Genomic DNA, 13,413 nt, shown 5'->3' with positions numbered 1-13,413 from the left:
TTCTTTAAATGAGTCTCTTAGCAACGCGCATTACTTGTTGAGTTACAACTAAACATGAGCATAGTGCCTTGTAATGCAAGATTGCCATTCATCTTCATACCCATAAAGCCTTTTTCGCGCCCTTGATCATAAAATGAATTTGGCGCATCCGATGCGCTATATTTTCCTGTTTTCAAATATGCATATTGATCTGCTGTCGCACCAGAAGAATTTTCGGTAACAACCCCAGTCGTTGCATTTGTTTGACTGGTAAAATCATCCTTTTCAATAGACAAAGCATCGAAGCCGAAATTACGAATTTGAATAGGTAATGTTGCATCGTAACTGAGCTGAATTGCAGCCTTCGTCATCGTCGTACCACCAGCATTCTTATAAGTAACATCCATACCATCCAGCCCTAGCTTTTGCAGATTGATCGTACCTTGCAAACCTTTAAAAACAACCCAAAGCTTATTTCCACTGGTACTACTCGCTACATCACCTGTTTGAACATAACGGTTATTGACTGAAAGTGCTAAACGACAAAATTGAACATTTTTACATACACCAGCCTTATCTAATTGATAAGCATTTTTCTGATAAGCACTGGTATTACCACTCACATAATTCGCATCACTGGTATTAATTTGGTTCAAAATCAACTTCAAAGACAGGTCTGCGCCTGCTTGACCTTCGACTTGTTGCATCGCTGTATCAGTCAAAGGCTCCATCGCTGCCAGTTGAAAACTCATCACACTCGATAATATAAGAAGCGTCGTTTTTTTCATTATAATTCTCCCTACCTTACAAGCCTTTGGTGGTGATTTTCATATGTTGGATAAGCATGCCGTCGATCACCGCTGAACCTAAATTGTTGAGTGGTGTTAAAGACGCCACCGGTGCAATCGCCTGATTTGTCGTTGGCAAAACCATTGCAGTTCCACCTGTAACATTAATCAAACCATCTACAGCCGTGTTAGTTCCTGTACGCCATGAACCTCCATTTAGATTTGAATCAGACCATGTTCTGTTTACTACTGTTCCATACAATGGATTAGTCGAGCCATCTGGAGAGTCTCTCGTACAAGAGTATCCACAAGTATCTGAATCTGTTGGTTTTTTTCTAGGATCAACAATAACACCATTGTACGCCCATTCATATAGATGCCCAGTTATACTTGTTGAGCATTGCCATAACGCATTACATTTATATTGCTGTCTCCAAGTAGTATCCTTTAATTCCCTTTGAGCATACTGATAAATATCTGAAGTTACTGCCGCTGATGTTTGTGCACCTGTCTGAGCAAAGCCCCCAAACATAATCCCAACGGAGTCTGCACCCGTATAAGCCTGCAATGTTTTACCACCATCCGAACTACCTACACTACCAATACTGATACTGCTGTGCGTTGCATTATTTCCTTGATAACCCGCAACCGTACTCGTACCGCACTGATATACATTACACGTTGACCCAAAGTAACCACCATTGGTTGCCGTGTTATAGTTGTCATAATTGGTATAAATTTTCTTATAGATTGATTCTTTATTTGGAATTCTTGCGATTTCCAAACTAAAATTCTTACCATCAGAACCTAAAATCAAAGGCTGATACAACGAACCTAGCACCAAGTTAGTATTCAAGTTATAAATTGAAATACCTTCATTTGCCGCAAAAGTCGGTGCCTTTGCCCCAAGCGTGGTATCCAAAGCCGGCGTATATAATTTATCAGTATCTGTTGTTTCTTGAGTACTTAGACGCAATACTCTATTTTTATAAGCATCCGTCACTCCCCAGTTTGAAGCAGAAAGTGTTTTTGTGTCTGTCCTAGTTTGTTTTTGAACAATGTATTGACAACCAGTACCACTATTTATAACTCCTGTTCCTGCATTGCCACAATTCCCTACTGTAGCCGTTTGCATACCTAAGTTAGAGTTTTGCCCACTGTGGATAGTCTGCCATGTTGAAGTGGTTGAATTCTCAGTAATAGTACCACCATTTCCTGTAATTCTAATGCCACTACCATCACCACTATTTAAACGAATCACACCAGCCAAACCAAGTGTGTTGTTATAGAAAGGACTCATTCCCCCAGAAGTAGTTGCACCATTCAACGTTTGAAAGAGCTGAATCTTACTGCCGTTTAAACTAAAGTTATTCCAAATGGCTTGTAAGCGAATTCGGTTTGCACGTGTACCATCAGCATCAGTCCCATTCACATTCCCAACCAAGCCATTATTGGTACCATAAACAAACTGTCCAGCATCACCCTCTGCTTTATTCGGGTTCCGCACAAAAGCATCTGCCCACATGCCCAATTTTAACTTATAAGCATCTGAACCCGCCGCGTCTAAAACCCCAGTTTCAAAAGCAGGTGCCTCAAATGAGAGATAAGCCACATCAGCTTTATCAGTATTCTTCCCACCTACTGGATCAGGGGTGAAAGTAGGTACATCTGGGGCATTTGCAACTTTTAGAATCCACGGGTTGCTTGCCGTTCCCCAACTCCTGATTGCGTTTATCGAAGTTGGCTTACCTGAAGCATCTTTAATCATGCCTACACGCTCATTGGCATCATTTGGATCCGCATCATTTGCTTTTGATAAAGCCAAACCATACAAGAATATATCAGCTTTACCAACGGCCAAATCTTCAGAATCAATACCGTTTTTCTTATTCGTATCAGCCGCAGTTTGACTTAATGGTCCAACGGGTACATAGTTGATATAACCGATATCTTTCGTACGGTCTAATAATTGACTTTTATCTTCATTAGGCCCTACACCACGAAAAACCATATAAGTATCTTGAGGAAGAAGTGCTATCCCTTCACCCGTGGTATCACCTAACTTTTCATCAGACATGGCTTCGAGTGCGAAGCAAGATTGGCTTATACATAAACCAATAAAACTCGCTAAAACGGTTTTATGAAATTTTACCGTATAATTGAGTGTAGTCATCTGTGACCTTCCTTTGTTATACGATGCTCCGCACCATATTTTATTTTATTTCTAAATTCCTACTACTATGTAAATCTTCAATCCTATGTTACACAGTATTGTTAGCTATATCACACTTTATAATATGTAATTTAATTCATTATGACAAAGTTTTTTGGTTAAAATATCTTACTTTCCGACAAACGTATTTTTATAGCCATAAAAAAAGCAATAGCATTTCCATCCTATCACTTTCTATACTTTCATAAAAACTCTAGCAAAATTTGAGGCTACCATAGCAGTTTGGTTGAAAACTCTGCGCTCCTAGCTTCAAGTTCTCCAAAGGTAAAGTAACTCTTTGACCTGATAAATTAATTGGATCTGTAATAGGTAAATCTCCCCCTAAACACCCACTATATCCATTACAAGTAATATAATTAGCATATAAATAATCATTTACCTTTGGAAGAACTTGCTTCAATAAAGCATCTTCAATTTTTATACCTTTCGATGGTGTTACATCACCTAGCTTAATATCATTTTCAAAAGCCATCCACTACCCTCTCTCAGCAGGAGCTGCCGCATTAGCCCATTGTATTTTTTGACTTTGTAATGAAAGCGAAAAAGGATTCCCATTAACAGGAATTTTATGAATCATGCCCAAACTTTCATCAATCGTAATATCCGCTGTTAAATTTGTAATCTTCCCCGTAACATTCTTCCCCAATGTAATTGGAATAAATCCAGCGATATTGATTGTAGCATCTAAAGGACCTGCGAAATTAATCGCTGGAATAACAGCTGTTGCATTTAAATTAACTTTAGACATTCGACTACCAGAAACTACAATTGGCGCTGTAGAAAAAGGTACACTTGCCTCATAAAGCGTTAAATTAAATTTATCCGAAACAAAGTCTCTCGGTGTTGAGCTTAAAGGAAAAGCATTTTGTATTGAAATGCGCCCCGTCATATCACCGATAGCTTGAGTCATCTGCCTTTCAATTGTTTTCGCAGTACCACTCGCTGAAGCCAGTTTCAAATACCCACTCAGGCTTCTTATTCCATAAGAAGGCGTGTCATCATTACTTAAACCTAAGGTCATCAATCCTACAACTTTTTCCGCACTTACACGAAACCCTTTTATTTCTCGGGTAGAAGCAGATCCTGGATTCTTTACAGCAAACTCAATAAAAGGATTGGTTAATTTTGCTGAAGACTGTGCTCGCTCTTCACGAGTCATATCTAAAGGTTCACCTTTAGCATCCAACTTCAAACCACTTAAGCTTAAATTTTCGATATCAATATCACATGCACCTGAACCATTTACACCACCACAACCTAATTGCAATCTTTTTATATTTGTATTGAGTTCTAATTCAGCTTCCATTCCTAACTTATAGAAACCAATATTTTTATCACCACCATTACGTGCAGTCTCTAGATTTGCTTTATCTGTTGGTGCTATATAAGACAAGCTCATCAACGCTTGCCCTGTTGTTTCAGCAAGTTGCTCATCCGATAAATTGATTAATGTAGAAGGCTGAGCAAATGTTGATGAACTAAGCGCAGTATTTAGCGCTAAGATTGTTAAGCACAATAAATTTCCTTTTAACATGAAAATTTCCATATGAATAATTATTAGTCAAAAACAAAAACCAAATATCACAATTAAAATCAGGCGATTACATTTAAACAAACTACACAAATAAAAATAATCAGAAATTATTTCGTATTATTTTTATCGTATTTATTTAAAAATTGCGACAAGATTAACATAATTTATATGGGAGACAATATTTTTGATAATTTATTTTAAACAATATTTTCTTTATTATTGATTTTCATAACAAATAAAAAAAGCAGCCGAAGCTGCTTTTTGTAAACAAAAACTAAACATTTAATTGTTCTAACAAAACTTTAATGAACCATAGCAGTTAGGTGCAAAGTGCTGAGTAGCAAGCTGCAAATCACTAATCGTTAAATTAAATCCATTTAATGCCACACCATTTGCATTTTTTGGATCGTTAATCAAAACTGCCAATGGTGCAGTTCGACCAAGCATACTCCCTAAATCACTCGTTTCTGCTTTATTAGTCTTAAAAAACTCATTCGCTTGTTTAATAAACTGTGGATAAGCACAACCACTAATACTGGTCATACCACCTGGACAAAGACTTACAGCATTGCTCGGCAATAAATCTCCTACATAAACTGGGTCAGACATACTCAACCACCAACCACGCTGAGCAACATCATCACTTTTAGCATTTGTCCATTGAATATTTTGCTTTTGTAAGCTTAATGATGCTGCGGAATTTACCTCCAAAGCATGAATAAAGCCTAGTTTTTCTTGAAACGTTACATCGGCTTTTAGCCCAGAAATTTTACCGAACATTTTGACATCAAACTGAGTTTTCCCCTCCTCAATACCTAGCCAATCACAAGGTATCAAACCAAGCGCACTACAATTATAAGTCAATGCAGTAACCAAACCACCTTGCGTTTTCAAAACATCATTCACCGACTGATATGCTGCTGGATTGGTATAATTTCCATTTGCATCCGTTGTATAAACACTAGAAGAAACAAATCCACTTGTAACACCAAACTGGTTACAGCTTGCCGAACCTAATACTGCACATTTTTGATCATTATTATTTGTGGATGATGAGTTTCCATCAGGGTTAAATCCTAAGATAGCATTGGGTAATACTACTGTATTGGGAACAATTTGCACTCCAACTATTCGGTTACCATTAATTTTTCCACCACCATTGATTAATGTTCCATCCGCTTTCATGCCTCTTAATGTGCTTAATTGAGCTGTAAATTTAACGTCTTTCACCCCAGGAATCCAAAATCCACCACCATTTACTTTAAAATCTGAGGATGCAATTCCTGCCGCTGACATGGAACCTTGTAGTGGCTCAATCGTCGAACCATCATCATATTTTTTACCCGCATTATTAAAATACCATCCTGCATCTAAATAGCCCGGCGCTGTATTAAGTTGTCCCTTTATGTTATCTGCGGTACTGTCTGATGCAATTTTCATATAGCCAGATAGTGTATTTATACCACTAGGTGTTGATGAGTTTTCCACACCCGTCGTCAATAATCCTAATATTTTTTCAGCACTTAACCTTAATCCTACAATCTCACGCTGTGAAGCTGATGTCGGATTTTTAACTGCAAACTCAATAAATGGATTTGTTATTTTTGCTGAAGAACCTACGCGACCGTCTCTTGTACTTGAAATACCACTTAAACTTAAATTATCAATGTCGATATCACAACCGCCTGCACCGTTAACACCTCCACAACCGAGTTGTAATTTTTTAATATTGGTATTTAACTCTAATTCTGCTTCCATTCCTAGCTTATAAAAGCCTATTTTATTATCACCACCTACACGCTTTGCTTCCAAGTTTGCCACATCACTTGGGGCAATATAAGACAAGCTCATAAGCGCCTGTCCTGTTGTTTCGGACAACTGCTCATCTGTCATATTTTTTAATGTGGTAGGCCCTGCGTATACATTCATAGTTGTGCATGCACTTAAAGCAAGCAGAGAAAAACACAATACTTTGATTTTAAACATGAACATCTCCTTATCCTTAGACTATGTTCAGAGAATTAAAGTTCTATCGTTACCCCTAATATGAGCGTAGGTTTACTTAACAAAATACAATCTTTTATACTTATATTTTCTAAACAAATTATCTATACAACACATATATTGCGATTAAGTTAACACAATCATACTTTGGATGAACATTTTTCCGACAAATGAATCCGTAATTTTACTTTTTATTTTTTATTCTTCTTAAAAAATAAAAAGCAGCCTAAGCTGCTTTAAATAAAATCAAGATCCTTATTTACACTAACAAAATGTAAGATTTCCATAACAATTTCGATAAGGAGCGGGTAAGCCGACAATATTACCATTTTTTGCAGCTCCACCTAAAATAGCCGAAGTAAAAACATCTAAAGGTTGGCTAATATTCAAAGTAAATGCTGCAGGTAAATACATCCCCCATCCTCGAGTCATGGCAACAGGTGTAGTCGTCGCATTACCAGCCTGATCATATGCAACATAACCTGGATAATACAAATTTTGACTTTGCAATGTGATGCCAAATGATGGCGAATCAATATCCAACGCCCCCACATTAGAAAGGTTATATTTCAAATTGAAATTTGATAATTGAGATGTCGATATACCTAAACCAGAAGCCAATTGGGCTTTAACCTTATCTTTCACTCCAGATTTTAATGCTGGGAATAAAAGATCATATAATCCACCTAAACCATCCTTACTAGTAACATTATCAACCGAATCAACAACATCATTTACAACACTATCTAAATCAGCACCAACAATCTGTGCAAAATTAAACCGATTACCAGCATTTGAAACAGCCCATTTACGAGTAATATCTTTTGTAACATCTGCACGAACATCACTTGCATCAACCCATAATAGAATATTCCAATCTGCCAAACCTAAATTACCATTAGTATCTTTATCATTTGCATATACAGAATTTGTGGTGAATGCCATTTTTGATTTTGCCAGCATTGTTATATCTGCAGTCCCCGACAAATAACCTGAAAAGCTTATAATGTCATTAAAGCTCATAGGTCCTTTAGCATTTTCAGCACCAATCCTTACACCAACAACTTCACGCGTTGAAGCACTATCAGGATTTCTAATTCCAAATTGAAAAAAGGGATTTGTTAATACAAAATCTTTAATTTGATTTGCTTTGCTTATATCCGTAATAGTGCTACTGCTTGTTGTATGGGTTGCAGGATTATTTGTCGCATTCCCCGTAACATTAGGAAGAAGCGACAAGCAATGACCACTCGAATCAGCGATACAACCTAAAGAAAAGTTACTAATTTCAATATCACAACCATTAGCACCATTTACACCACCGCAACCTAACTGCAAGTTTTTAATATTTGCATTTAAACTTACATCAGCTTCAAGTCCAAGTTTATAAAACCCAATATTACCATTTGTCTTATTGTAATAATTTCCACTATCACCAGGTGCAGTGTAATTAAGAGAAAATAATGCCTGTCCAGTCGTTTCAGACATTTGTTCATCTGACATTTGCTGTAGCGTTGCAGCATAAACAGAACTTAATCCTAAAGTGCTTAACGTAAGCATCGTAAGCTTTAAATATTTTAAACTGAACATCATCACTGCCCATCCCTAGCAAACTTTTGACCTTATTTTTATGCTGTCACTAAAATTATTGCGATACTTAATTTCGAATCAGATTTGATATGAAATATTTCACATAAATTTTAATGCATATATATGAGACTTTTTAACATGAATCAAATCGACAACTAAAACAATAATTAGTTATTTCCGATAAAAAACAATATTTTAAATTATATTAAACATACTGTCTATTTTAGCTAATCTATAAAATCGTTCAATCTTGTTTTTACAATATTTACGAGAAATATATCACGTTTTTCTTGTTTAAATAAAAAAGCAAGCGATATTCGCTTGCCTTTATTCACCACTTTAAGTATTTGATTTAAGCCTTCGGTAAAGTCACACCTGTTTGACCTTGGTATTTCCCACCACGATCCTTATACGAGGTTTCACAAACTTCATCAGATTCAAAGAACAACATTTGCGCCACACCTTCACCTGCATAAATACGTGCAGGAAGATTAGTTGTATTTGAGAACTCAAGTGTCACATGACCTTCCCACTCAGGTTCAAGTGGTGTGACATTCACAATGATGCCACAACGTGCATAAGTTGATTTACCCAAACACACAGTCAAAACATTACGTGGAATACGGAAATACTCTACTGTACGTGCCAATGCAAAAGAGTTTGGTGGGATGATACATACATCAGATTCGATATCGATAAAACTACGATCATCAAAGTTTTTCGGGTCTACAATTGCAGAGTGAACATTGGTAAACACTTTGAACTCACGTGCGCAACGTACATCATAACCATAGCTTGAAACGCCATAAGAAATGAGCTTTTCACCATTTTCATCATAACGAACTTGGTTTTCTGCATACGGTTCAATCATGCCGTGTTTTTCGCTCATTTCACGAATCCAACGATCAGACTTAATTGCCATTTATTTCTATCCCAAAACTGTGCTGTATACTGCGCTGTACTTTAACTGAAAATGCTTTTGAAAGGAATGTTTCTGGAAAAATAGACCCACTCAAGTCTGTATCTACAAACTTGAGGCATATTAAAATTAAAAATAGCGATGAAGATTTTAAATAATGAATTTAAAGACTTAAAATTGCTGAATAGCTTAAAGGTACAGTAAAGCTAACTAAAACCAATGATGCAGTTCTCTGCATATTTCGTTGATTCAACCACGTGACTTTATTGCTACAAAGTACTGAACCAATAAATGTCCAAAAAAACGCGATCGGAATAATCAACATTAAAAACACAAGCATATGTGAAATATAGGCAGATAAATTGTGCCATACAAATGCAGGGAAAATCGCAGAAGCAAAAAGCAATGCTTTCGGGTTCAAAAGCGTTGCTATAAATAACTCACGGATACCAATTGTAGCTTGATCAAAGTTTTCGACATGATCTGAAGTACGCCATAGTTTTAATGCTAAGAATAGAATATATCCAGCACTAAACAGTTTTAAAATAACAGGGATACTTGGAAAATGCTTTGACACACTTCCAATAATTACGCCCCATAAACTAATTGAAATAAAATAACCAAGCGCCTCTGCGGGGATGAGCCCGAGAGATTTACGAATTCCAACTTGAATTCCAGAAGATGCTAAAAGCGTATTGGTTGGTCCAGGTGTCAAAAGAATTGTCACGACCAAGCCAACAAAAAACCATGAAATCATTAACTGACCTCACAAATCGAATAAGCGCAGATTAATTGTTTTGTTTTAAATAGGCAAAAAAATATTTGTAAGAGAACTTATTGTAAATTGTCATAATTTTTCAACATTTATATGTTAATCAATACATTAGATCACAAATCAGAATTTAGAACTACAAAGTCACATGCAGATTAATGTTTATTAAACATCCAAGACCTGAATGAATCCCTTAATTAACATACAGTTAATGTGTGATTTAAATCACTTTACACCCCAAAATTTAGAACAATTTTTCATAGATTGGTATGCACATTTGAAGCAACTTTTTATCCCCCCTAATTACTTGTTGAATTTAAGTTTTATTTCAGCTTATTCGCCTATTCTTTACTCAAGTTGCTTCTTCCACGATTTACCTCATTTGTAATAGGTGGATAAATACTGTCGTTTTTTGCACGATTCAGGCACAATAGTAAGGTCTCTTTTATTTCTATTTTTATGGCAAAGCATTTTTTTCAGTCTTGGCTTCCTTCTCCTGAACGAGTCAAAAAATTGAAATTCATGAAGATTTTTGGCAATAAAGCCTTAAGTCCAATGCTTTGGTATGTCAATCGAAAATCTATTTCTAAAGCCATGTTTATTGGAACGTTTTGGGGAATTTTACCAATACCTTTTCACACCGTTCTAATTGTTTTTACAATTTTAATTTTTGAAGCCAACCTCCCGATTGGATTACTGCTTTCTTGGATTATGAATCCATTAACGATTGTACCAATTTTGTTTTTAGCTTTTTGGATTGGTTCAAAGATTTATCATGTCCATATGATCAATAAAGACATGTTAATCGGTGTTTTCCACCAAATTATCAATTGGATTAAAAATTTTGGACATGGTCATATTGATTTGAGTTTAGCTAAAATTTTAGCGACTGGGTTATTAATCGAAGCCCTAGTCTTTGCAGCCTTGTTATTTATCATTACGCGTATTTATTGGCGTTGGAGTGTGGTTAAAAAATGGAATAATCGCAATAACAGCGAATTACATCACCAATAATCCTTTTTATCTTTGAGCTAGAATCAGGGCTTTATCACGATTAGTTATTCCATAAAGTTAGAACAAATAAGCTGACTGATTTTTAATTTAATACAACTTCGATTAGCTCAGAATGCCCTGTTGAAAGATCCCCATTTAGCCATTGCCAATCTTCAACAAGTTTAATGACATCATTTTCGAGTAATTCGATTTTGGTTTTACAATAACCAGTTCTTAATTCACCTGTTACTGTTAAATGTTGATAGCAAATTTCAAAACTATCTTCAGTGAGCATTTGCCCGATGATTGAACCAACTTGCACCACCCCACCTTCATATTTTGCCGTGATTACTTTGCCTTTTTGATTATAATAAAAACGTGTTGCTCCATTTACATCCCCATTGGCTGTATTGGCAAGGCTCATAAAGATTTTATTATTAAGTAGATTTAGATTTTTCATTGTTTCCTCAAACTATTTTGATGCCCTCTCTATCATACAAATAGAGAGGTATTGTTTAAGGACAATATCAGAAAATTCTCTGTGGGTCTTTTTCGACTTTAGGCAAAGATTGAGCAATTTTTTCTGCTATCGCAATATAGTTTTCCGCTACAGCATCCCCTGCAACCACAGATGGTTTCCCTGCATCAGCATTTTCACGGATTTGCACATTTAAAGGTAAGCGTCCGAGGAGTGGAATGTCATATTGTTCTGACAATAGATCACCACCACCTGTACCAAAAATTTGCTCTTCGTGACCACAGTTTGAGCAAACATGTGTCGACATGTTTTCAACCACACCAATCACAGGAATTTGAACTTTATTAAACAGTTCAATCCCTTTTACTGCATCCATCAAGGCAACGTTTTGTGGCGTTGTCACGATTACAGCCCCTGTCACTGGAATACGTTGTGCAAGGGTTAATTGAATATCACCTGTACCTGGTGGCATATCAATCACCAAGACATCTAGGTCTGGCCAAAGTGCTTGATTAAACAATTGCATTAAAGCACCTGTTGCTTTCGCACCACGCCATGCGACTGGCGTATTCTGTTTTCCAATCAAATGACCGATCGAAAGTGTTGCCATGCCATAAGCTTCAAGCGGAACAAAGTTTTCACCCTCAATCTTCGGTGTTTGACCTTCATTGCCAAGCATGGTTGGAATACTTGGTCCATAAATATCGGCATCTAAAACACCCACTTTTAAACCTAGCTTTTGTAATGCTAGAGCCAAATTCACCGTCGTGGTTGATTTACCTACACCGCCTTTACCTGAAGATACAAGAATCACATTTTGAATGCGCGGATGTTTCGGAATATCACGTTGTTGCGGTGCAGCTTTTTGAATCGGCGGATTGTTCGGATCTTCTTCTGCATTCTTACTTTCAGTCTGCTTTTGAACTGGTGCTCCTACACTTGAAGAAGCATCAACCACTGGCGGTAATTTTTTATTTTCAGCTTTAGGTTTAGACGAACAACTATGCCCTGACTGACCATGTGAATCACTTGAGCAACTTTGTCCATGCGCATGACTATGTGAATGATCATGCTGAATTTTCTGTTGAATTACATGCATATTCAATTCTTCGATGCCACATTTTTCCAAAGCATCAACTAAATCATCATGAATTTTTTGTAAATGGTCTGCCTCATCAGGATATGTATTGATGGTGAGTTGCAATACACGACCTTCCACATTCACCTGTATAATGCGGTCTTTTAATCCATTTTGAGAATTGGGCAAAATATAGTTTTGCAAAACAGTTTGGATTTCTTCCTCTTTCACCTCCTGTGCAGGAGAAAAAACGGATTTAAGCGAAGAAAGCCACGACATAGATTTGCTCCAAATTTGCAAATACACCAAATACTGAATGCTTAGTGTAACTGTAAATCGCATCAAGGTTAAGCATACTTCTATTCAGCTTTTTGAATGTGCTTATAAATCCAAGTGATTTAGTTGGTTTAATCAAATATTTCCAGTTTAACATCATGATATTCAGTGTTATTAGCTGATGTTATTCAGTGAGATAAAAATTATATTCTAAACCTTGAAGAATATGGATACGCGAAAACGTCATCCGCAACTGTTTGAGGCAGGACTAAATATACAAGTTAATTTTTCTGTGAAATATTGAAAGATTTGACGGATGTTGACGAGTTTTGCGGTGAGAAGCGAAGCTTCGCAAGATGGTTTCCTTGCGCAGTTTCACTGCTCATTTTCCCGAAAGAAAAGTAAGGCGAGCCGCAGGCTAATCCCTAAATCCAAATTATTGATGAAGGACTCCGTCAAGCAAGCCTTAAAATAATTTTAAAAAGATACCCTTATTTTAAAGCACATAACATTGGTTATTAATCTTGAGTTTTTCGCTCTCGATAATAGTCTATGAACAATTGACCAAAAATACGCGCTTCACCTTGTGCTTTAATTTGATCAGATGAAATCACTTTTAATTTTTCTTGTGACCATGCCATAAATTCAGGATCTACCAATATTTTATCTAACTCCGCTTGAGGAATTCGTCCAAAACGCTGTGCATAGCCCATTGCATCTGACATCATTTGACCTGATTTCTTAGACATTCGATAGATAAATAAACATC

Annotated in this window: 12 protein-coding genes; 1 reads left to right on the top strand and 11 read right to left on the bottom strand. The window is 36.5% G+C overall.

The window, feature by feature from the left end; translation table 11 throughout:
• Positions 1–17: 17 nt before the first annotated feature.
• The 8 genes from EXE10_RS14650 to EXE10_RS14620 all read right to left on the bottom strand — a co-directional run bounded on the left by EXE10_RS14650 (position 18) and on the right by EXE10_RS14620 (position 9,804).
• Positions 18–767, bottom strand: coding sequence for a DUF6160 family protein (locus EXE10_RS14650; protein ID WP_130113858.1), 750 nt, complete (start codon positions 765–767; stop codon positions 18–20).
• 16 nt (positions 768–783) lie between these two features.
• Positions 784–2,940, bottom strand: coding sequence for a hypothetical protein (locus EXE10_RS14645; RefSeq protein WP_130113857.1), 2,157 nt, complete (start codon positions 2,938–2,940; stop codon positions 784–786).
• A gap of 253 nt (positions 2,941–3,193) precedes the next feature.
• On the bottom strand, positions 3,194–3,472 hold the full coding sequence (locus tag EXE10_RS21930) for a hypothetical protein (protein WP_228256845.1): 279 nt from the start codon (positions 3,470–3,472) through the stop codon (positions 3,194–3,196).
• Positions 3,473–3,475: 3 nt separating this feature from the next.
• Positions 3,476–4,534: a hypothetical protein gene (locus EXE10_RS14640; protein WP_228256844.1), complete on the bottom strand. Its 1,059-nt coding sequence runs from the start codon at positions 4,532–4,534 to the stop codon at positions 3,476–3,478.
• Between the two features lie 291 nt (positions 4,535–4,825).
• Positions 4,826–6,520 (bottom strand): hypothetical protein, encoded by a 1,695-nt coding sequence (locus EXE10_RS14635; protein WP_130113856.1) that lies wholly within the window; start codon positions 6,518–6,520, stop codon positions 4,826–4,828.
• A 282-nt stretch (positions 6,521–6,802) separates the two neighbouring features.
• Positions 6,803–8,131, bottom strand: coding sequence for a hypothetical protein (locus EXE10_RS14630; protein WP_130113855.1), 1,329 nt, complete (start codon positions 8,129–8,131; stop codon positions 6,803–6,805).
• Between the two features lie 349 nt (positions 8,132–8,480).
• Entirely contained in the window at positions 8,481–9,050 is a 570-nt protein-coding gene (gene dcd / locus EXE10_RS14625) for a dCTP deaminase (protein WP_067665328.1), read from the bottom strand.
• A gap of 160 nt (positions 9,051–9,210) precedes the next feature.
• Complete coding sequence (locus EXE10_RS14620; RefSeq protein WP_087553906.1) at positions 9,211–9,804, bottom strand: LysE family translocator; 594 nt, start codon at positions 9,802–9,804, stop codon at positions 9,211–9,213.
• Positions 9,805–10,278: 474 nt separating this feature from the next.
• Between EXE10_RS14620 and EXE10_RS14615 the strand changes: the two genes are divergently transcribed.
• On the top strand, positions 10,279–10,833 hold the full coding sequence (locus tag EXE10_RS14615) for a DUF2062 domain-containing protein (protein WP_130113854.1): 555 nt from the start codon (positions 10,279–10,281) through the stop codon (positions 10,831–10,833).
• Positions 10,834–10,915: 82 nt separating this feature from the next.
• Here the strand turns inward: EXE10_RS14615 and EXE10_RS14610 are convergent, their stop codons facing one another.
• The 3 genes from EXE10_RS14610 to EXE10_RS14600 all read right to left on the bottom strand — a co-directional run.
• A complete protein-coding gene (locus EXE10_RS14610) occupies positions 10,916–11,272 on the bottom strand; it encodes a hypothetical protein (protein WP_068974797.1) in 357 nt (118 codons plus the stop codon).
• Between the two features lie 67 nt (positions 11,273–11,339).
• Positions 11,340–12,647: an iron-sulfur cluster carrier protein ApbC gene (gene apbC, locus EXE10_RS14605; protein WP_130113853.1), complete on the bottom strand. Its 1,308-nt coding sequence runs from the start codon at positions 12,645–12,647 to the stop codon at positions 11,340–11,342.
• Between the two features lie 515 nt (positions 12,648–13,162).
• Positions 13,163–13,413, bottom strand: a 251-nt coding sequence (locus EXE10_RS14600; protein WP_213073856.1) for a hypothetical protein, incomplete at its 5' end; no start/stop codon positions are given.

The sequence above is a fragment of the Acinetobacter sp. WCHAc060033 genome (assembly GCF_004209125.1).
In the GTDB taxonomy this organism is placed as follows: domain Bacteria; phylum Pseudomonadota; class Gammaproteobacteria; order Pseudomonadales; family Moraxellaceae; genus Acinetobacter; species Acinetobacter wuhouensis.
The sequence above is the reverse complement of the archived record's forward strand: the minus strand, read 5'-3'. Positions and strand labels throughout refer to the sequence as shown.